This window comes from Virgibacillus halodenitrificans JCM 12304, from assembly GCF_001310895.1.
In the GTDB taxonomy this organism is placed as follows: Bacteria; Bacillota; Bacilli; order Bacillales; family Amphibacillaceae; genus Virgibacillus_Q; species Virgibacillus_Q halodenitrificans.
In genome coordinates this window covers 115,429-135,487 of the sequence record NZ_BAZS01000005.1, presented here as the reverse complement: position 1 = coordinate 135,487, position 20,059 = coordinate 115,429, and the positions used below count along the sequence as shown (strand labels likewise).

Sequence of the window (20,059 nt, the reverse complement as noted above, 5' to 3'; positions counted from 1 at the left end):
GCTCTCCGGACGATTCTTTCGCGCTCTGGCCGATTGTTCTCCTCTCCGGACGATTCTTTCGCTCTGCGGCGGATTGTTCTGCGCTCCAGCGGATTCTTTCGCGCTCCGGCCGATTGTTCTCCTCTCCGGATGATTCTTTTGTCCTGCGGCGGATATTTCGTTCTACCTATTAAATAATTCCAGTTATCACGATATACACAGACACGCTAAGCAGTAGGATGGTTGTAATAAATAATGATGTTATATGTTCTTTTTTATTTGTAACTGCCATTTCAATAATTCGCATCATGAACAGCAGTCCTAATGAAATTGTCAAACCGAAAAGCGATTTGCTCATTGCTTCATATGAAGGAGTTATACTCAGCAATTCATTTGAAACTACGAATGGGAATCGTAAAATGAAATAAGCTGCTAAACCACTTAGCAAAATATCCAGTGTTAAAAAAAGTTTATGCCTTTTCGTATATTTATCGTTAATGCTTTTCACTCTCACATACAATAACAGAATGCAAATACCTGCCATGCCACCTGTCATACCATATAACCATTGTGACCAATTGATTTGCTCATTCCATAAACGAATGATTAAAAATAGAGCAGTGTAACCAATGGGGAAAACAAGTAACATGCCCAATAATCTTTTGAAAGACATACTCATTACACTCACATCCTGAAATAGTTTTTTGCAGGTTGGCATGGAGGCTACGCTACATTCAATTCCAGCGAAACAAGGTTATTAAACTTCTATCCTGAGAATTTAGCTTTTATTACGTATACGGTGCTATACTTTTTCAGCACATCTAGATGTGCTTTAGGATTCTCATAAAAATCAACAGGTATAGAGCTGATACCCTGCTCGTTTTCGTTGGAATACGCAATTGTCGCCAATACAAGCTCCTGTTGATTCAATGCTTGTTCTTGTGACAACTCTCCATACATAACAGCCGCGTTTTTAGATTTCTTTGGTTTTTCAATTGTAAAACTGGAGGATGATGTTCCACTTTCATCACCAATACCTATATGATAAGCTTGGGACTTTTCATCATCAAGAACCTTTCCAGCTGCTAAAATAATTGATCCTTTATCGGCTGCAAGCGTTTTGATAGAACCTATTTCATCCTCAACCAGTTCACCAGATTGATATTTTTCTATCCAAACTGCTACTTCTTCAAATGATGTATTGGTAAAATTAAATACAGAAGACGCTTCCGCAGTCGTGGAGAGTATCGCCTCCTCTCTGCTATTTAAATCACTAACTACAATACGATTTTCTTCAGTTTCTGAAGCTTCGTCATTGCAACCAGCTAATGTACCAATAAGTAAAATAAGTACTAAAATCCCGACTAACCTTTTCATATAACCGCCTTTTTTCTAAAATGATTTAATCTTAAATTGGTGTTATTAAATAATTTACTGAAGTGCTTTGGCTTCTTCCTATTTATACTTATTTAGCAATGCTTCTGGAATATGACAATAATCATTCGGGCATTTCGCTAATCGATCTTGGTGTTCTTCGGCACTTTTCACATAGTTTGCAAGAGGGAGCACTTCCACGACGATACGATCATAATCCTTTCTCGCCAGAAGAAATTCTTCCGCCTCTTTTAGGTGGTCAGGATTTACACTATAGACTCCTGTTCTGTACTTCTCGCCGACATCCTCCCCTTGTTTATTCACACTGTATGGATCAATAATCTCAAAAAAATAGCTCATTAATTCCTTGATTGTTACAACTGTTGGATCAAATTCAGTTTTCACACATTCAGCATAGCCATCATACTCTCCATCAAGTGTATGACTTGTGCCATTCGCTCTTCCGGCTTCAGTAAAAGTGACCCCTGGTAATGTTTTTATAAAAGCTTGAACTCCCCATAAACAGCCACCTGCCAAATATATTACTTCGATAGCGCCTCACCTCTTTGTTTGATTTCTAATTACTTCTTCCACAATTTTACTACACTAGCTTTCGGATACAAAGACTTTTTGTTATAGACGTTCTATACTTGCGAATGATTCCAATAATACCAAGAACTAATCTAATGAAAGGTATTATTATAGTAAGAATTCCAAGAAGTAAAAAACCAATTGCTTTACAATGAAATACGAATTCAAATGGAAAATGTTTCAATTTTTTAACTATTTATATTAGAAAGAGATATTTAGAGGGTTGCAAAAAATGAATGGGTTGACACATGAAAAACAATATACTATGATTAATTTATCTTGAATTCGAGATAAAAGGAGCGGGTCATGAATAGCGAAGAGCAAGATTTATATGACGAGGAGTTGTCTCTAAAGGCATTTGTAGTGTTAACTCGAGCATTACAATCGATTAGAGCACGTGCCGAAGAAGATATAAAATCATTCGATTTGAACCCAACTGAGTTTGCTGTTCTGGAATTAATTTATAATAAAGGCGATCAGCCGATTCAAAAAATTGGTGAAAAAGTATTAATTGCAAGCAGCAGTATCACTTACGTTGTAGATAAATTAGAGAAAAAAAACTTAATCAAAAGAAAGCCTTGTCCAAAAGATCGACGTGTGACATATGCAGCGATTACTCCTAGTGGAACAGCATTGATGAATGAGATCTTTCCAAAGCATAGTAATGCTATAAAAGAAATTTTTGGCGGGCTCGACATAAAGGAGAAAGAAGAACTAATTGAGCAGGTAAAAAAACTAGGTCTCTATGCGCAACATATGTAGTTTTTTTAAATAAATATCTCGAATTAGGAATATATGAATTAGCGGTAAAGAAACAAAATAGTTTACGTTACTAAACAGCACGAGCTTTAAAAGACAAATACAAAGGAGTTTTTCCATATGACTGACGGACTACTAGGAATTCATCATGTTACGGCAATGACGGATGATGCAGTGAGAAACTATAAATTTTTTACAGAAGTACTTGGAATGAGATTAGTGAAAAAAACGGTGAATCAAGATGATATCCACACGTATCATACTTTTTTTGCAGATGATGTGGGCTCACCGGGGACAGACATGACCTTCTTCGACTTCCCGGACGTACCTAAAGGGGCTTCGGGTTCAAACTCGATTTCCCGAGTAGGTTTAAGAGTGCCGGACGATGCAGCACTTGAATATTACTTGGAACGTTTCAAAGCATTTGAAGTGAAAAATGAAGGTATTCAAGAGCTTTTTGATAAAAAAGTGTTGCCATTTGAAGAAGCTGATGGGCAAAAATATCAACTGTTCTCTGATGAAAACAATCAAGGGGTGGCACCAGGTAAGCCTTGGAAAAACGGACCAGTTCCACAAGATAAGGCGATTTACGGTTTAGGTCCGATTGAAATTACAGTAAGCTATTTCGATGACTTCAAAAAGGTACTTTCTGAAGTTTATGATATGAAGCCGATTCTTGAGGAAGACAACGTGACTCTATTTAATGTTGGTGAAGGTGGTAACGGTGGTCAGGTCATTTTAAGAAAGGATGAGACAACACCTAGTCGTCAAGGTTATGGCAGGTTCATCATGTATCGTTCAGGGTAAAAGATCACGAGACCATTAAAAAATGGGAAGCAAAATACAACGAGCTCGGAATGGGCCATTCAGGTAATGTAGATCGCTTTTATTTCGAAGCACTTTATACTCGTGTCGGTGATATACTCATCGAACTTTCAACAGACGGTCCTGGTTTTATGGATGATGAACCATATGAAACATTGGGCGAAAGTCTTGCACTTCCACCATTCCTGGAGCCGAAACGCGAATATATTGAAGGACAGATCCGCCCGTTTAATACGAAGCGTTCGAAGTAGTTAAAAAAGGAGATCGTTTTATGGAAGCAATTAAGCGAATTCATCATATCTCAGCCATTGTAGGAGATCCCAATGAAAATGTGAAATTTTATAGGGATGTTTTAGGACTTCGTCTAGTTAAACAAACAGTAAACTTTGATGATCCTGGTATCTACCATCTGTATTTCGCTGATCACTGTGGAACACCCGGCACCGTCATTACCTTCTTTCCCTGGCCAAACAATAATTATGGAAGAAAGGGCAGTGGCCAGGTAGGAAGAATTGCCTTCAGAGTACCTAAAGGCAGTCTTGACTACTGGAAAGAACATCTAACAGCTCAAGAACTGCAAGTTAAGGTGACCCAACTTTTTGGGAAAGATACACTTGAGTTTAATGATATTCATGGGCTAGAGCTTGCAATTATCGAAGGAGAAATAACTGCAGCTAATAAAGATATACTTGGTTTTCATGGGTCCGTATTATTGTCTGCAAATCCAGAAGGTACAGAAGAACTGCTTACAGGGCTTATGGGTTTGAAAATATTAGATACACATGATGGAAATCACCATTATGAAACAACAGGCGAGGAAAAGCATCACATTATTATTTCAACTCCACCCAAGCCTGCTGGCAGATTCGGCATCGGGACTGTACACCACATTGCCTGGTCTGTGCCTGATATGGATGTATTAAAAGAATGGCAGGCCACTCTTAGAAGGGAAGGCTTTGGGGTCACCGTAGTAAAAGACAGAAGTTACTTCAAATCCATTTATACTGGAGAGAAGGGAAAAGTCGTGTTCGAATTCGCAACAGACGGCCCAGGTTTCGAAATAGATGAAGATATGTCATCCCTTGGCACAGCACTGAAGTTACCAGAGCAATATGAACACAAAAGGCAGGAATATGAAAAACTGCTGCCGAAACTGGACATATAGTGTAAATGCTGTCAGCAGACCTGCTGGGAATCATCATGCGGAAATAAACAAACGATTTATTATTGGAACGACCTCAATCATACGAATGGGAGTGAATATAGTTGAAACATATCTATAAAGAAAATAAAAAAGGAGCTCCTGTGTTTATACTTCTACACGGTACAGGTGGTACAGAAACAGACTTGATTTCACTTGCAGAACTCCTTAACCCTGAATATAACATTTTAGGCATCAGAGGAAATGTCCAGGAAAATGGGATGAACAGATACTTCAAACGCCACGGTGAAGGGAAGTACGACTGGGAAGACCTGGAATTTCGTGGAAATGAACTATACGAGTTTATTGTGGAAAAATCAAAAGAACATGACTTCAAACTGGAAGATACGGTTCTTGTTGGGTTCTCCAATGGCTCCAACATTGCTATACAAATGATGCTTAAGCAACCTGACATATTCAAAAAAGCGGCTTTATTCGCCCCATTGTATCCGGCAGATGTGGAAAATAAACAGGACTTTAGCGATGTGGAGGTATTCTTATCACTTGGTAAAGGAGATCCTATCGTACCAGAATCCGAAAGTAATAGAGTCATCCGCCTATTTAATGAAAGAAGTGCAGATGTTACAACTGCTTGGGTTAACGGCCATAGCCTTACACAGGAAGTTGCTATGGAAGCGAAAAACTGGTTGAACTAGTAAACAGCTAATGGGAGTGGGCTTCAGTTATCTACTGCTCCCCCAAAGCTTAAAGGGGTTGATTTATAGGAAAAGATAAAATAAATGAACCAAAATATAACATGTTGAAAGAATAAAATTTAAACTATTATTGGAGGAGATTTATATGACAAAAGCAATATGGAACGTTGATAAGGTACACAGTGTGGTAGGATTTACAGTAAAGCATATGATGATTTCGAATGTGAAAGGTACTTTTAACGACTTTGAGGGTACAGTTGAGACAGATCCAAAAGACTTAACAGATGCTTCCATTGAATTTAAAATTGATGCAAGTAGTGTTGATACCCGCATGCAAGACAGAGATGGTCATTTACGCTCAGCTGACTTTTTTGATGTAGAAAACCATCCCCATCTATTATTTAAAGCAACAGATATTAAGAAAAAATCTGAAGATCGTTATGATGTGACTGGTGACTTTACAATTAGAGGCACAACAAAGCCAGTAACTTTTGATATTACTTTTGAAGGTATAGCAAAAGATCCTATGAGTGGAGATGAAGCTGCCGGATTTACAGGTAGTACAAAGATAAACCGTAAAGACTTTGGTTTAACATGGAACGCAGCAGTTGAAACAGGTGGCTTTGTCGTAAGTGACGAAGTAAAAATTAATATCGAAGTCCAATTACGTAAACAAGATTAATAAGGCTATAAAATAAACAAGTTTTTTACACGGATGATATACCCCCTTCCTGTTAGAGGATTAAACCTCATAGGAAGGGGGTTTTGGTTAAATTAATTGGACAAACCGTAGACTTTTCCCTTTTAATTTTAAAATAAAAAATCCTTTATAGCTTGTTATCATGCACTGTGAAGTAAGCAGCTAATGCAAAAAGCTAATTTATCGATGTATATTATTTAAAAAGTATACTTCTGGACATGGACATCCATATATGCGACCATTTATGTTGGTATGAATGTATTTATGTACAGTAAGATGAACTACTCATCCATATCGAAGAGGAGGAAATAAAATGACGATGATTAATGTAGATGAAGGTAAGTATGCAATTACTATTCAAGCAATGAAAAAGAATGAGGACGAACCTTCAGCAATGGCTAATTTTCTTTCTGAATCAGCTATTATCAAAAATCAAGAGGGCTCCCTCTCGCTTATCATCACCTTACTTGACGCCAAAACAATCACTGGGTTTCAAGTGGAAAATCAAGCAGGTGAACAAATACATGCCTTTGATAAGCAGTTAGATGAAGAAGCAAACACTCGTGATGAGACATTTGAAATCGATCAACTAACCACTTCTATAGTTGCACGCGTTCAATACGAGGCTACGTATCAGGGTCAAAAAATTCAAGGTGATGAGGAAATTAGATTAATTTTTGACGAAGAAAGCTTAGAAAAAATGAACTAAATTTCAGATAGACGTCGTAGGAGAGTGTTCTAACATAGAGCGCTCTCTTTTTTGGCTATTCGTTGACTGGCCTTCTTTCGTACACGTGGCATTTTGGAAGGATATTGCTGAAATGATATTCTATGAATAATACGTGTGAATTTGCATAAATTACCTCTATTGGCTTCAAGGGAGGATTACGATTTGAAGAGAATTATTTTATCACTTATTTTTATTGGTGTACTAAGTGGCAGTACAGTCTACGCTTCTACTGGCAAGCCCCCATCCTATGAAGAAATGTATTCTGAATGGGGTTATACAACCATAAATGAAGCTCTGAGTCAGGTGGAGGATGCCTTTAACAAAGAGTTACTGTTACCGTCAAGGGTGCCTCCAATTATTTTTACTCATTATTTTGGTAAGTTTGATGAGCCAGGAAGATCTTTTCATGCACAATTTGTAAATGATAGAACCCCTGCGAATCATTATAAAATAGATGTACGAGCTGCTGAAGATGGGGTAGATTTTCAGAAAAGAAAGGTAGTAGATACTTACAAATTAAAAAGCGGAGCAACTGCTAATTATATATCATTATCTCAGCACCAAATAGGTTGGGGAGCCCTTGTATTTATTAAAGATAGTTGGCAATACGTACTAAGTGTTGATGAAAGAGTTGCTCCCACTGTCACTCCCGAAGTCTTAGTTGAGATTGCCAATTCCATTGAAAGTGGATCGTAGCATTGTAGAAATAAAATTTTTACAGTTGCATATTCCAAGATCAGCTGCAAAATCTTATACCAAGTGGGCAGTTTATTAGTTAATAATCTACTCCTTTGTTGGAGAAGACATCTATTTCATATGCCTTTAAGTCAGCTTTAGATAGATTATTCTCCAAGTATTTCTCTACCCCTGCTATATCATTTTTATTATATACATCCACAAAAATTGTTGGTTCACCTTCGTCCTGTTCCCCAACTCCACCGATTTGAGTGCTCTGAACCTCGTATTTTTCCCATACAGCATCGACAACTACTTCTGTACTATATGGCTCTTTTTGTATGTACCATGTTAATGCACTTACCGAAATAATGGCAGTTATAATCACTATCCCCAACTTACTGTTCACTTTCATTTTTCGTCCCCCTTTGTAACTTCTGTTAGAACTCAGGCTTTTTCTTATTAAGACAACCTGGCGCATTAGTGTTTTTTCTAGAAATTTTTCATATCTGTACGAAATTAAGGAGAGGAGAGTTTTCTCTCTGCTTTACCGTTGATAAAAGGCTTCTCTTTTGACCTTTAACCTTGAGATTTGGATTCGTTTGTCAGCTTTTTTAACTCACTTAAAATCTCTCTTTGTACGTCTAGATGCTCTTTTCGCATAGCCATTAATTCATTAGCTCTTTTCTTTTGTGCTTTAGCAAACTGGGAGGCGAAAACCGCTAAAAAGGTGACCACGATCGCTAAGACAATCACTATTACAATTATTATATTTAAAACACTTAGTAAATCCACTTTAAAAAAATCCTTTCTATAAAAATTAAAATACCAAACTTAACTACAAATATAACTATAGACTTAAAATATTCAACAAGTTAAAAACCTTACAAAGACGGTGGGCTGTCAGGGATTGTATTTGCGAGAATAATATAAATTAGTAAATTAGCCGGTAAAATGATAAAGAGTAGCCTTACACCAAATGAGGAAATACCGAAAAACTCTGCAATTCCACCACAAACACCAGCTATGGATCTATCTGTTGTGGACTTTCTTAATTTATTTTGAATGGTAAACACCAGCTTTCCACGAAAATAGTTAAACTAAAACATGAATAAACGGATACTCTGCCACCACTTGGCCTATAAACATAGTATATTTTATGCAAATACTAAATAAGTACCGTATACAAAAACAATTAATATCCCAGCAATAGAAATATACTTAAAAACTGTCCTTTCTTTGCGAGTTTTAAGAAAATGGGATGCTGTATATTGTAAGTAAAACCATAGAGAACCAGAGCTTAAGACCATTAATAAACGCCCCACCTGATCTTCGATGATCAAAATATATCTTAATCCAGCTAACAGGAAGAAGATAAAACCGAGATATCCAACTGTAATTACTGAATGAGTCTGTTTCTTTTTATTAGCCATATCCTGCCCTACCCTTCTGTCGCCCTCTTCCAATTATTCCAATAATAGTAATAAAATTCAATGCTTATTATAAAAATTAAGACACCTATTTTATTTAATAGATGTCCAACATTGTTTTACCTACAATAAATGGCTAGAATCTAATTCTACCAGTCACTGCAAACTAAAAATCAGTCATTTTATTACAATTCCATTTCTTAAAACATACCTCTATTATGAATTCATCATTAACCACATCTGCTGTTACTGTTCCTCCCTGCTTATTCATAAGCTGTTGAACAATGTGCAGCCCTAATCCAAGTTGGCCGCCAGTTCGACTGGTATCCATGGTGAATGTCCGATCGAAAATCTGAGAAAGTTCCGTACGATTAAATGCTTCCACATCGTTTATTGCTTTTAATCGGATATAATTTTCTTCTTCAACCAGGTTGATAGTGAAATAGCTTTTGGCATAGCGCAGGGCATTTTGAATGATGTTAATTATAATACGATTTGTAGCTTTTCTGTCGGCCATAATTGGAGATACGGAAACTTCTTCTACATGGACCTTTAATTGTTTCTGTTCAAAATCATCGTAGAACATCAGTAGCGTTTCAGCTACGCTTTGATCAACTAGCTGGCGTTCCATAACCAGTGGATGATCCATCGAACCGATCTGTGAGAGCTCATAAAATACATCGACCATCATAGTAAGATTATCGATCTTCTTTTGCACAATAGCTAAAAATTCTTTCCTTTGCTCCTCATTTAAAGAGGGATCTGTTAACAATTCCGAGAAACCTTTCATAGAGGTTAATGGGGTTCGCAAATCGTGAGAGATATTAGTGATTTCTTGCTTTAGATCTTGCTCTCTTTTTTCTTTGTATTGCTGATCTTGCTTATAGGAATAAATAAGCTGGTTGATTTTTTTAATAAAATGTTTCAGGATTTTGCTTTGCGTATTAGTGCGGACCAATTCATTTGTGCCAAAGTTTTCAATAATGCCTTCCAATTGATTCGTCATTTTTCTTATATCCCAATGTAAAAGCAAAAGTGCCCCGACAGTAATTAGTAATAAGAGCGTTAATACAGCGATAATCAACCAGCAATACATAACCATTCTTCCCTTCAAGCTTTAGTCGATATTTTGTTTAGCGAACCTTCTTGCACCTATTGTTAGTGAAACTAGTAATATTACTATACCGACAATCCAATATCGATAATCCAATGATGCTTTATAATCCATAAAGTCCATTAAGTTTTCATTCAGCAACGAGCTAGGAGCATATTTATAAACCTCCTGTAAACCTGCCACAGGCCTGAACAGTAATCGTAAAAAGTCTCCAGAAAACATAAAGACGAATAATAATAAAATAAGTGTATAGAGATCCCCAACCTCCAGCATTTTCAACATATGAATCATAGAAAAAGCAGCTAGTATTAATGGCAACATATTCAAGCTGGCTAGAAGGAAGTTTCCTATTGATTCCCCTTCACTAAATAACAGGTTTTCACCTAATACGATCATTAAGACAAGACCAATGGCACAGAGAAACAAAAAGTAACCTAATGTCAGTAAAAGCTTTGACCAAAAAATAGTATTACGGGATACGCCAAAGGATACGGATTGTTTAATTATAGAAGTATCTCTGCCAGTGAGTGCCTGATTGAAAACAAATGCTACAATTATAATCAGCAGGCTTCCAGCAATAACATTTGAATAAAAAAAGATGCTTGTTGCATATGGGAAATTGGCTTCGTTTTCTCCCAAAAAGTGTAAAACATACGCTGCTGCAGTTATTAATACTAAACTAGCCAGACTTGTTATATAGAGACCTTTTTTACGAAGCAATCGGTAATTTTCACTTTTTATATAATTAATCATTTGCATTCCCCTCCACTAATCCTAAAAAATACTCTTCCAGATTCAGTGCTTCCATACGAAATTCCATCACGGACACGCCATTGTCGATGAACAGACGATTTATTTCAGCACCTTTCTCCACATGATTTCGGAGGCTTATGACATGATCTTGTAGTACTTTGAATTGAACATCCGGATATGTTCTTTCAAGTAATTGAGCTGCTTTTGTTGGGTTGTCTACTTTCATTCTTATTTGTTTCCTGCTTTTTTCATCTAAAGCTTCTCTACTTAAATCCTCAGCAATTACACCGTTTTTAATAAATACAAAACGTCTTGCCAACAATTGAAGTTCAGTTAAAATATGGCTAGAGACTAGGATCGTAATTTGCTTTTCCTGATTCAGCTTCAATAGCAGATTACGAATCTCCATGATCCCTTCTGCATCCAGTCCATTAATGGGTTCATCCAGTATTAAACAATCCGGACTGCCGAGCAAACAAAGAGCTATTCCTAATCTTTGCTTCATTCCCATGGAATAATCTTTAAATCGTTTCTTTTTTTGATTCGCTAAACCGACGATTTGTAATACTTCATAAATTCGTTCCTTCTCGGCAACTCCCCGTTGGATTCGGAAATACTCCAGGTTCTGTAAGGCAGTGAAATCCGGAAAAAACGCAGGTGTCTCAATCATAAAACCCATCCGCTTTTTTGCTTGCTCCTTTTCCTTCCCTGACTTCCCACATAGTTGAATATCTCCGGAAGTCGGGATTAATTGTCCAGCAAGCATTTTAAAAAATGTTGACTTCCCTGCACCGTTCTTACCGATTAATGCGCAAATTTCTCCTTTTTCCAAGGTGAAATCCAAGGGTTTGATGACTTCATCCTGTTTGAACATTTTTGTCAACCTATACGTTTGAATAACACTATTCATGTTTTTGGCTCCTTCGCTATTTTTCTGTATACATTTAGTGTAGCTTAGGTGCCTTTAAATTCCATTAAACAAAACATAAAGAAATCATAAAGAATGAGGAAAAGCGAAAGCGCTCAAAGGAGGACAGGCTAAATTCGAACGATCCAGGGCAATTCTCATTTTTCAAATCAGCATAAAGCCTACTCCCCAAATGGTCTTTATGTATGCAACAGAGGTAATTTCAGCCATTTTTTTACGTATATTAGAAACATGTACACTAATTGTATTATCATCGCCTAGATAGGGGCCAGTCCAAATACCTTCATAGATTTGCCTTTTTGAAAAAGCACGTTCTGGAGCGCTTACCAAAAATAATAGAATATCAAACTCAGCATTTGTTAATTGCAGCTCCTGATTTTCTAAGGTGGCGGATCGTTTGTCTGGGCGAATTCTTAGATCCCGCCAAACTCTTTCCGTTTTTGACGGGCTCGGTAATTGATCACTAGACTTACGTAATTGCACCTCGACCCTTGCCATCACTTCTAGTTTATTAAATGGCTTCGTTATGTAATCATCTGCTCCCATTTTCAATACGTGGACTTTATCCTGAATACCTACCTTAGCTGAAATCACAATAATTGGCAGGCTATTTCCTTCTCTCACCTGCATGATCAACTCTTCTCCACTCTGTCCCGGTAACATCAAATCCAATAGGACTAAATCGTATTGGTTTTGCTGTAGTTGTAATAAACCTTCTGTTCCGGAATATGCCGGAACTGCAACCATCCCAGCCTTTTCAATAATCATACATAATAATCTACTAATCTCCTGATCATCTTCAATTATTAATATACGGAACCTCTCTTCCATATTTTCCACCTGCCTTTAAATTAATCCGCCTAATTATTTTTGGCTCAATCTACATCTACAAGTGGTTACTCCTGTTTGACTCCAATTGGCTTATAGATTGTGTATCCAACATTCGATTTCTTTATGAAACAGAAAGTGACAAGTAATAGAATATATACTAAAATAAAACTTTTTCGTTGCAAAGCTTTCACCTACGTTTATAATATTGGCTATAATAGCCTGATAGAATATGCTTCTAATAGAAGTAACCTTCGTAACTATAATATCTTTTTCATTTTAATATTTGTTTCTATATAACCTATCTTTTTGTATAAATCTCGTGCTACTTTGTTGTGTCCAAAGACGTGCAGGCCTATACTTTTTAATCCTATTTTTTTCGCAACGGTTTCCAGCTCTATCATTGCTTGTTTCCCGTAGCCTTTCCCTTGGTTACCATCCCAGATATTAACGTCATAGATAAAACCCTCATCACTTGTTCTTTGAGCAAGCCAAATCATACCAACTTCTTGATTATTACTCCGTATTGTAAATAAATAATTGTTATCGGTTTTCTCGTTTTCAGGCAATAGTTTTTCAAATTCACTTGTTGCCTTATTGATAGCATCTTCTTGCTCCCAATCACCTGCTTTAATATGTTCATCTGCATAGTTTCTAATTGCATAGTTTAAATACTGTTGAAATTCGGTTGCATTCATTTTTTCTAAGCTAATCTTCATTTGCTTTTCTCCCCTTCATTGTATATTTGATGAATATCTGAATAGTAAAATTTTATCAGAATGTATTCTTTTTCGAAGATCGCCCACAAAAAATTATTTAGTTTATTTTATCAAATTCCAGTCTTTTTCTGGCATTATTTATTTCTCTGCCAATTGGGAGGTGTGGAAGAGCCTTGCTTAATCCGTATAATGGCATGTTACCATAGACAGATTCATAGGTTCCTTTTTTAATTTGGTAGGTTTCGTGATAAATACCAACCGCATTATTGTTGCCTACCTTTTGATTAAAAGCTTTCCAGGCTTTTAAATGTTTCTCTCCCCTTGCATACGTTAAAAGGTCTTCCGTTGAATTCCAATACTGAATCATGACAGTAGTCCTTAGACCAAAGAAACTTTCCATAGACAAAAATCCAAGTTCCTCCTGATGGGTGTATAATTCCTTTATCATAGAAGGCATTGCTAAAAAAACCGGCAACCACTTATGAATGGCAAGTCTTCTGTTGATTCGCATGCCAATAATGAAAACTACAATGTCGTTATCGTTTTCCGTTGTATAACGACCCTTGAATATCTGCTTTCCCATCACTTTCCCCCCTACCCCATATTTGAGCTCCCTGTTTTCTCCATTAACTATATTTCATGGACACTTTCGGCATTTGCGGAGATGTTTTTGTCCATTAGCCAGGCTCTATTGGACACTTTTGGCATTTGCGAACCTGATTTTGTCCATTAGCCACTGCTCTATTGGACACTTTCGGCATTTGCGAACCTGATTTTGTCCATTAGCTATTTATTATGAAACACTTTCTGAGCTCACGGAACCTCTCTTCCATCGTTTCCACCTGCCTTAAGCCATTTTACATTTATGTTGCTCTATTCATGCCATACCCAATCTAAAAGCCATCAAATAACTAGCCTCATTATAACAGCTTTAAATTGCTAGCTTAATAATTTTCAAATAAAACCTACTATTCTGTTTGGAGTAAAAAGCCAAGTCTCTTCAAACGTTATTTTTTTAATCACATAATTGTTTCACAGCTTTTTACTATTACCAGAACTCTGATCAACGCCATTATCTATCTATTTTTGTTACAAAAGCTTAAAACATTTACAAAGGAGTTCCACTGGATTACAATATCCTATATCCCAATCATCCTACAAATTTTATGGAGGGACACAATGATCCGTAAAACAAATCGCAAGTCACTAGTAGAACAGGTTGCAGAACAGATGGAACATTTAATTGAACAAAGAGAATGGAAGGTAGGAGAAAAACTTCCGCCTGAAATGGAACTAATGGAGGAATTTGACGTTAGCCGTAATACATTAAGGGAAGCAATTCGAGCTTTAGTACACGCCGGTTTATTGGAAACAAAACAAGGTAGTGGAACCATTGTACGATCCACAAGTGTTCTCGGCGCCGCATTGGAGCGTCATATAAAAAAATCCACCATGCTCGAAACACTTGAAGTACGATTAGCTTTGGAAAAACAAGCAGCTCAGATGGCTGCTGAACAAAGAACAGAAGCTGATTTGGCAATGATTAAAACATATATAGATCGTTCTAAGAATGCATCTGTAAACCAAGACTTGGACCAGTTTATTGCTTCCGATATTCAGTTTCATAAAACGATTGTGCAGGCCTCCGGCAATCAGTTACTGGTTGATTTATATGAACATATGACTGATATACTGTATTCTTTTGTTCATGATTTCATGGTTATGAAGCCATCCTTTCCACTAGAACAGGAGGTTCATCTCGGACTTTTTGAAGCCATTCAGAAGCAGGATGAAAATTCTGCCGCTTCTTATGTTGAGCATGATATGGAGGTATTAAAGGAAAATATAATTACAATGATGGAGGAGTAGTATGGAGAAACTACCAGGAGTATACACAAACAACAACACTACGAAAGCCAGCTGGTTATTACTAATAGGAGTTCTGTTAGTCGGGACGAACTTAAGGGTGCCCATCACTTCCGTCGGGGCACTTATTACTTTTATCCGGGACGATCTTGGCATCAGCAACTCTGTAGCAGGGTTAATAACAACATTGCCTTTGCTTGCATTTGCAATTCTTTCGCCTTTTGCCCCGAAAATAGCGAACCGGATAGGAATGGAATGGACAATAGCACTGTCATTAGCAGTGCTGATTACTGGTATTATCATTCGATCCATAACAGGAATCACTTTCTTATTTATTGGAACACTTTTTATTGGTCTGCTATCGCCATTGGGAATGTTTTAATTCCAGCAATTATTAAAATGAGTTTTCCTTTGAAAATAGGCATCATGACAGGTATATATGCTGTTTTCATGAATATATTTGGTGCTCTGGGCTCTGGCTTGAGTGTACCAATTTCTTCTATTGGCAATATGGGGTGGCAAGGAGCGCTCGGTATCTGGGGATTTCTTGCAGTTATATCTTTACTCATCTGGCTCCCACAGCTACGGAAAAAGCGTGAACCTGAAGCTGGTGTAGCAACAGAACCAAAAACGAATTTATGGCGTTCCCCGCTCGCCTGGGGTGTGACCCTGTTTATGGGCGGACAGTCGTTAGCCTTTTATACGTTAATCACCTGGATGCCGGATATGTTAAACTCGATCGGTTATAATCCAGCACTGCCGGTTGGATGGTCTTCCTCTTGCAAGCAGCATTAATTCCAACTACTTTTGTTGTTCCGGTTATCGCTGAAAAACTAAAGAATCAAATTGGTTTAGCTGTTGGAACTGCTGTATTGTTTATGATTGGATTCTGCGGATTACTGCTGGGTAGTGTGATGCTTGTACCCTTATCGGCAATTCTGCTTGGTATTGCCGGCGGAAGTGGTTTCAGTCTCTCGATGATGTTCTTTACAATACGAACAAAAGATGGAAAAGAAGCTGCAGAACTGTCTGGCATGGCTCAATCATTTGGCTATCTTCTAGCTGCTGGCGGTCCTGTGCTTGTTGGTGTTTTGCATGACATAAGCGATGGATGGACATTGCCGATTCTATTCTTACTCCTCATTTCTGTTATAATTCTAATAGCAGGTATCGTGTCTGGGAAAGAAGGTACGGTGTCCAATCAATTCAAAAAGAAAAATAGAAAAGAGCTGGCAAGGGGGCATTAATGAGTTGTAAGAAGTAGAAATGAACAGGAAGAATCACTCCTATGTGTCTCATGTCATACGTTGAAGTCTTTTGTTTCCTATCCTTCTCTTGAAAAGAATGTTTACTGGCCGCGTCAAGTAACAGCATGCGCGGTCTTTCTTATTCTATGAATCTTCTTCACTAATGATATAAAAAAAGACATCACTACCTATATCCTATTCTTCTCTCCAATTGGTCTAAAAATGGTGTAACCAACATTCGATTTATAAGGTCTCTTTTTTAATAAACATGTACTCACAAGTATTAAATTAGATATAAAAATAAAATCTTTTCTCTGCAAATCTTTCAACCTCACTTATCTTATTGGCTATAAGGAAATACGGCCCTCCCCCCCTTTCCAACTAGTTTGGTTTCATCTCCAACCCAACATCAGCGGAAACGCCTTCATTTTCAGTTAATATACATACAGTATAGTTAAAAAATATTGCTCACCTTTTGTTATTGATATGAAAATACTCCAGTTTATAGTTTTCAAGTTAGCTTTATTCTTCATTTAATCCTCCCTAACTTCCTCCTATACTGTCCTAATCGAGTAAAGTTACTAAAATCTTGGAACACCAAATGTCATAGTTAACCCTCTCTAATTTATGCCGTTTCTAGACCGATTTAACCTTTTTAATGGCCTAATAAACGAATACGTTATTCGGTTAAAACACCCTTTAGCGGAAGAAAGGCAAATCTCGAAAAAGTGAAACGGTAATTATTAACGTTGATAAACTACCTGCGGACATTAAAGTTATTATTTTCTGTTTGCTTTGCTTTTTCGATGGTTTACTTAATTCTCTGCTTACTGTAATCCATATTACTAAAGACGCTAATCCAATAAGACCAACAGCCATATTTAGCACTCCTTTCCTGCTAGTTTTAGTTAGTGTATTAACACAAAAAACTAATAACTAATTCTTCAACAAAATGGCTCTATTTTGGAACAACGCTTTGCGGTAATCGCGCCAATTAATGAACAATTATTATATAACTTTACTTATCAGCTATCATTTTGTTGCGGTCTTCAAATTTATCTAACACAATAGTGATAATTGTTGCAAATACAATAAATCCTATATATTCCATCCACCCATCAAAAAAGTAAAAAGCTATTCCTATACCAGCAGCAAGAATTAACAAACGAACTATTCTCCACCAAATGGCCAAGTAATCCTCTCCCTGTTACTTGATTTCGGAAAAAAACAGTTGTACCGCAATTATTTAGAGCCTTAATATCCCGTGTTTTCTCGAATACACTAAATATTGGTATTTAACTTAATTTTAACATAATTTATTTTAAAGAACTCCAAACTTTAAAAATCTATTCCTATCTTTCTTATTTCTCTTGCGAGTTTGTTTAACAATTTGGCCACACAATGACAAATGGGGCGCTATCCTTTATTCCAGATTAGCGCCCGATTGTTTAAGTGCATTACTTTACAAACTTTAATTTGTATTCAATCCCAATAGTTGAAGACAATATCTCCTACGGTTTTAGATTTCCAATATTTAATGTTATATACTTCAGCATCATTAAGTTCATTCTCGTTTTCTACAGTAATTCTTCCCTTACTCTCCTTTATCACTAGTGGTTCATTTAACTCATTTGAACATAGAACGCGATAGTAAGGACTAAATCCATTTAACAACAGCTCGTTATCAACAAACTCAATATAGCCATAGTCAACTGATGAAGCAAAAGCGATAAATGGATATACATTATTGAGTAGGATAGACAAATTCTCCTCAAGAACATTCACTTTCACTTCATAATAATGTCGAGCAACTTTTGGTTCGCTAAAAGATAATACATTCCCATTTAGTGTGTGAATTAACGAGTAACATATTTTTTTGAAGTAATCTCCATCGGTTACTTGATCAGGTCCATTAAATCCGCTTACTCCATTTAAAAGTATCATTTCTAACTTTCCCTTCCGCATATTCAATCGAATGATAGGCCTAGTAATTGTACCTTATTGAACTAAACTAGCCCTTGTCTTAAGGAATGGACGCTATCCCTTGTGCCAGAAAAGCGCCCTATTCCAGAAGAAAATATCAGGTGTTATTTTTCTTATTATTTTCAAGTTCGTCAATTCTGTCTTTAAGATTTGTGACTTCTTCTTTTAAATCCTCTGTTGGCGCTGTAACTCTGGTTGTTGCCATCCTAATAACCGAAAATATAGCTATAATAAACACAATGAATCCTGCTATAAATATTATAATAACTTCCATACTTAAACCTCATCCTTTCTTCCGTTAAATGGTTCTACAATGGCAAATGCGGCGCTATCCCTTATTACAGATGTGCGCCCTATTCTGGCACAATATTGTATAACAATACTTACGTTTTATTAGCATTTGAATCACCGTATATCTTATAAACAATGCTGCCAAACGTAAACTTAACAGGTATAACGAGATAATAATAGCAATTATCTGGCTGACTGTTTTGATTACTCCTGTAAGATGTAATTTTTCGTTAATGACGTAATTTGCTAATTGAATTAGACCAAACACAATACCCACCGATACCGCTAACGCAAACAAGATTAAAGTAGCTTGTGATATAGACAGTTTCCCTAATTTTTTTATGCTACCATCACTGATTGAAAAACTGATATAAGATAATGGGAGTAACAACAGATACCAGCTCGAATAACCAAACACAATCCAGGATACTCCCATTACTAAAAGTAAAATCCATCCTATTATGTTAAAAGTCTGTTTGTTCAATTTACCTTCCCCCTTTTCCAACAAAAGGCTCCGATTCTTCAACATTGGGCGCTAATCCTTGTTAGAGAATTGCGCCCGATTGTGGCTTTATTTAATACGTTTTCTTAGTACTGTTGTGATAAGTGCTAATAAAATAACTCCAAAGATAAAACCAACAGTGAGCCCTAAAGAAAAGTAATCAAAAAAGAGATACACTATCAAAGCCATTAAGAGATATCCTGTTAAAATAGCTGACAAAAACCGCTTTAAATTCACACTAATTCCCCCAAGTGCTTTTCAATTAATTGGCCCTTATATGCGACATTGACGCCATTTCTTTATTAGTGAATAGCGCCCGATTCCATAATATTTATTTTGCGTTAATTATTATCACTTTTTCTAGGGAGTATCTTATCCCCAATCAAGTAACCGATTAATGCAGCTATTGCACCAATAAGGATTGATATGAAAGCATTTATACCCGAAAAAAGGATTTCTTTAATAAAAATGATTATGCCTACAAACAAACCTGTAAATAAAGCCCTATCAATATTTCTTATGTTCATAATGACTCACCTTACCTTAATATTCTAACTTGATTCAGAAGGGATATTATTATTCGGTAACTGCGCCCTATTCTGGCATACTTTACAAACTTGGCTTATGTGATTGTAAAAGCGATAAAAACTTCTTTTTAGCATATGTATATACCGCTGGAATGGAGGTGTTTTCTGTTGCTACTTCATCTTCTAACTGTATATGATTTGCATTTATCTTTCTAACAACAAACATATTGCCTTCATACTCACCTTGACGGAAGTTATCCAATGCAACAAAATCATAAATGAGATGAAATGTTTCGATATCCATCATTTCATCTCTGATAAATTTGTCAAAAATACCTTCATCTTTACTCATCATTTCACCACCTTAACGTATCTAACAAT

28 protein-coding genes and 2 pseudogenes are annotated in these 20,059 nt (G+C 36.6%); 9 read left to right on the top strand and 21 right to left on the bottom strand.

The window, feature by feature from the left end:
* Positions 1 to 169: 169 nt before the first annotated feature.
* The 3 genes from JCM12304_RS04935 to JCM12304_RS04925 all read right to left on the bottom strand — a co-directional run bounded on the left by JCM12304_RS04935 (position 170) and on the right by JCM12304_RS04925 (position 1,905).
* Complete coding sequence (locus JCM12304_RS04935) at positions 170 to 658, bottom strand: hypothetical protein (protein WP_060678796.1); 489 nt, start codon at positions 656 to 658, stop codon at positions 170 to 172.
* 86 nt (positions 659 to 744) lie between these two features.
* A complete protein-coding gene (locus tag JCM12304_RS04930) occupies positions 745 to 1,356 on the bottom strand; it encodes a YgaN family protein (RefSeq protein ID WP_019377242.1) in 612 nt (203 codons plus the stop codon).
* A 78-nt stretch (positions 1,357 to 1,434) separates the two neighbouring features.
* Positions 1,435 to 1,905, bottom strand: coding sequence for a peptide-methionine (S)-S-oxide reductase (locus JCM12304_RS04925; protein WP_060678794.1), 471 nt, complete (start codon positions 1,903 to 1,905; stop codon positions 1,435 to 1,437).
* Between the two features lie 345 nt (positions 1,906 to 2,250).
* On the opposite strand from JCM12304_RS04925, the gene JCM12304_RS04920 reads away from it, so the two are divergent.
* From JCM12304_RS04920 to JCM12304_RS04890, 7 genes and pseudogenes are all read left to right on the top strand, one after another.
* Positions 2,251 to 2,706 carry a MarR family winged helix-turn-helix transcriptional regulator gene (locus tag JCM12304_RS04920; RefSeq protein WP_060678792.1) on the top strand — a complete coding sequence of 152 codons (456 nt, stop codon included), beginning with the start codon at positions 2,251 to 2,253 and terminating at the stop codon, positions 2,704 to 2,706.
* 117 nt (positions 2,707 to 2,823) lie between these two features.
* Positions 2,824 to 3,779 (top strand): annotated as a pseudogene (gene mhqE, locus JCM12304_RS04915) (ring-cleaving dioxygenase MhqE).
* 20 nt (positions 3,780 to 3,799) lie between these two features.
* Positions 3,800 to 4,693 (top strand): VOC family protein, encoded by an 894-nt coding sequence (locus JCM12304_RS04910; RefSeq protein ID WP_060678790.1) that lies wholly within the window; start codon positions 3,800 to 3,802, stop codon positions 4,691 to 4,693.
* A gap of 101 nt (positions 4,694 to 4,794) precedes the next feature.
* Positions 4,795 to 5,385, top strand: coding sequence for an alpha/beta hydrolase (locus JCM12304_RS04905; RefSeq protein WP_019377247.1), 591 nt, complete (start codon positions 4,795 to 4,797; stop codon positions 5,383 to 5,385).
* Positions 5,386 to 5,530: 145 nt separating this feature from the next.
* Positions 5,531 to 6,067 carry a YceI family protein gene (locus tag JCM12304_RS04900; RefSeq protein ID WP_060678788.1) on the top strand — a complete coding sequence of 179 codons (537 nt, stop codon included), beginning with the start codon at positions 5,531 to 5,533 and terminating at the stop codon, positions 6,065 to 6,067.
* Between the two features lie 331 nt (positions 6,068 to 6,398).
* Entirely contained in the window at positions 6,399 to 6,794 is a 396-nt protein-coding gene (locus tag JCM12304_RS04895) for an NEAT domain-containing protein (RefSeq protein WP_060678786.1), read from the top strand.
* Between the two features lie 183 nt (positions 6,795 to 6,977).
* Entirely contained in the window at positions 6,978 to 7,511 is a 534-nt protein-coding gene (locus JCM12304_RS04890) for a hypothetical protein (protein WP_060678784.1), read from the top strand.
* Positions 7,512 to 7,590: 79 nt separating this feature from the next.
* Here JCM12304_RS04890 and JCM12304_RS04885 read toward each other — a convergent pair whose 3' ends face one another.
* The 10 genes from JCM12304_RS04885 to JCM12304_RS04845 form a co-directional block, all read right to left on the bottom strand.
* Positions 7,591 to 7,905, bottom strand: a complete 315-nt coding sequence (locus JCM12304_RS04885; RefSeq protein ID WP_060678783.1) for a YolC/YozM family protein — start codon at positions 7,903 to 7,905, stop codon at positions 7,591 to 7,593.
* A gap of 164 nt (positions 7,906 to 8,069) precedes the next feature.
* Positions 8,070 to 8,285 carry a hypothetical protein gene (locus tag JCM12304_RS04880; protein WP_060678781.1) on the bottom strand — a complete coding sequence of 72 codons (216 nt, stop codon included), beginning with the start codon at positions 8,283 to 8,285 and terminating at the stop codon, positions 8,070 to 8,072.
* A gap of 89 nt (positions 8,286 to 8,374) precedes the next feature.
* The gene (locus JCM12304_RS18975) at positions 8,375 to 8,557 is read right to left on the bottom strand and encodes a PspC domain-containing protein (protein WP_082387984.1); all 183 of its coding nucleotides are present in this window, start codon (positions 8,555 to 8,557) and stop codon (positions 8,375 to 8,377) included.
* A 90-nt stretch (positions 8,558 to 8,647) separates the two neighbouring features.
* Positions 8,648 to 8,956 (bottom strand): hypothetical protein, encoded by a 309-nt coding sequence (locus JCM12304_RS04875; protein WP_218185770.1) that lies wholly within the window; start codon positions 8,954 to 8,956, stop codon positions 8,648 to 8,650.
* 130 nt (positions 8,957 to 9,086) lie between these two features.
* A complete protein-coding gene (locus JCM12304_RS04870; protein WP_060678777.1) occupies positions 9,087 to 10,016 on the bottom strand; it encodes a sensor histidine kinase in 930 nt (309 codons plus the stop codon).
* A gap of 21 nt (positions 10,017 to 10,037) precedes the next feature.
* Positions 10,038 to 10,787, bottom strand: a complete 750-nt coding sequence (locus JCM12304_RS04865; protein WP_060678776.1) for an ABC transporter permease — start codon at positions 10,785 to 10,787, stop codon at positions 10,038 to 10,040.
* Positions 10,780 to 11,697, bottom strand: coding sequence for an ATP-binding cassette domain-containing protein (locus JCM12304_RS04860; protein ID WP_060678774.1), 918 nt, complete (start codon positions 11,695 to 11,697; stop codon positions 10,780 to 10,782). Before JCM12304_RS04860 ends, JCM12304_RS04865 begins: the two co-directional genes overlap by 8 nt.
* Before the next feature lie 162 nt (positions 11,698 to 11,859).
* Entirely contained in the window at positions 11,860 to 12,546 is a 687-nt protein-coding gene (locus JCM12304_RS04855; RefSeq protein WP_060678772.1) for a response regulator transcription factor, read from the bottom strand.
* 257 nt (positions 12,547 to 12,803) lie between these two features.
* The gene (locus tag JCM12304_RS04850) at positions 12,804 to 13,262 is read right to left on the bottom strand and encodes a GNAT family N-acetyltransferase (RefSeq protein ID WP_019377258.1); all 459 of its coding nucleotides are present in this window, start codon (positions 13,260 to 13,262) and stop codon (positions 12,804 to 12,806) included.
* A 97-nt stretch (positions 13,263 to 13,359) separates the two neighbouring features.
* Positions 13,360 to 13,845: a DUF4188 domain-containing protein gene (locus tag JCM12304_RS04845; protein WP_019377259.1), complete on the bottom strand. Its 486-nt coding sequence runs from the start codon at positions 13,843 to 13,845 to the stop codon at positions 13,360 to 13,362.
* Positions 13,846 to 14,441: 596 nt separating this feature from the next.
* On the opposite strand from JCM12304_RS04845, the gene JCM12304_RS04840 reads away from it, so the two are divergent.
* Both JCM12304_RS04840 and JCM12304_RS04835 read left to right on the top strand, forming a co-directional pair.
* Positions 14,442 to 15,131 (top strand): FadR/GntR family transcriptional regulator, encoded by a 690-nt coding sequence (locus JCM12304_RS04840; protein WP_060678770.1) that lies wholly within the window; start codon positions 14,442 to 14,444, stop codon positions 15,129 to 15,131.
* A gap of 1 nt (position 15,132) precedes the next feature.
* Positions 15,133 to 16,375, top strand: a pseudogene (locus JCM12304_RS04835) (CynX/NimT family MFS transporter).
* A 699-nt stretch (positions 16,376 to 17,074) separates the two neighbouring features.
* Here the strand turns inward: JCM12304_RS04835 and JCM12304_RS04830 are convergent.
* The 8 genes from JCM12304_RS04830 to JCM12304_RS04810 all read right to left on the bottom strand — a co-directional run bounded on the left by JCM12304_RS04830 (position 17,075) and on the right by JCM12304_RS04810 (position 20,030).
* On the bottom strand, positions 17,075 to 17,254 hold the full coding sequence (locus JCM12304_RS04830; protein WP_019377262.1) for a hypothetical protein: 180 nt from the start codon (positions 17,252 to 17,254) through the stop codon (positions 17,075 to 17,077).
* A 139-nt stretch (positions 17,255 to 17,393) separates the two neighbouring features.
* On the bottom strand, positions 17,394 to 17,567 hold the full coding sequence (locus JCM12304_RS19500; RefSeq protein ID WP_019377263.1) for a hypothetical protein: 174 nt from the start codon (positions 17,565 to 17,567) through the stop codon (positions 17,394 to 17,396).
* Between the two features lie 290 nt (positions 17,568 to 17,857).
* Complete coding sequence (locus tag JCM12304_RS04825) at positions 17,858 to 18,346, bottom strand: hypothetical protein (RefSeq protein ID WP_172675255.1); 489 nt, start codon at positions 18,344 to 18,346, stop codon at positions 17,858 to 17,860.
* A gap of 109 nt (positions 18,347 to 18,455) precedes the next feature.
* The gene (locus tag JCM12304_RS19315) at positions 18,456 to 18,632 is read right to left on the bottom strand and encodes a hypothetical protein (protein WP_019375771.1); all 177 of its coding nucleotides are present in this window, start codon (positions 18,630 to 18,632) and stop codon (positions 18,456 to 18,458) included.
* A 54-nt stretch (positions 18,633 to 18,686) separates the two neighbouring features.
* Entirely contained in the window at positions 18,687 to 19,133 is a 447-nt protein-coding gene (locus JCM12304_RS04820; RefSeq protein ID WP_256200764.1) for a disulfide bond formation protein DsbD, read from the bottom strand.
* Between the two features lie 87 nt (positions 19,134 to 19,220).
* On the bottom strand, positions 19,221 to 19,388 hold the full coding sequence (locus JCM12304_RS19310) for a hypothetical protein (RefSeq protein ID WP_156958460.1): 168 nt from the start codon (positions 19,386 to 19,388) through the stop codon (positions 19,221 to 19,223).
* 104 nt (positions 19,389 to 19,492) lie between these two features.
* Positions 19,493 to 19,678, bottom strand: a complete 186-nt coding sequence (locus JCM12304_RS04815; protein WP_019375753.1) for a hypothetical protein — start codon at positions 19,676 to 19,678, stop codon at positions 19,493 to 19,495.
* An 82-nt stretch (positions 19,679 to 19,760) separates the two neighbouring features.
* Complete coding sequence (locus JCM12304_RS04810) at positions 19,761 to 20,030, bottom strand: hypothetical protein (RefSeq protein ID WP_019375754.1); 270 nt, start codon at positions 20,028 to 20,030, stop codon at positions 19,761 to 19,763.
* Between the last annotated feature and the right edge of the window lie 29 nt (positions 20,031 to 20,059).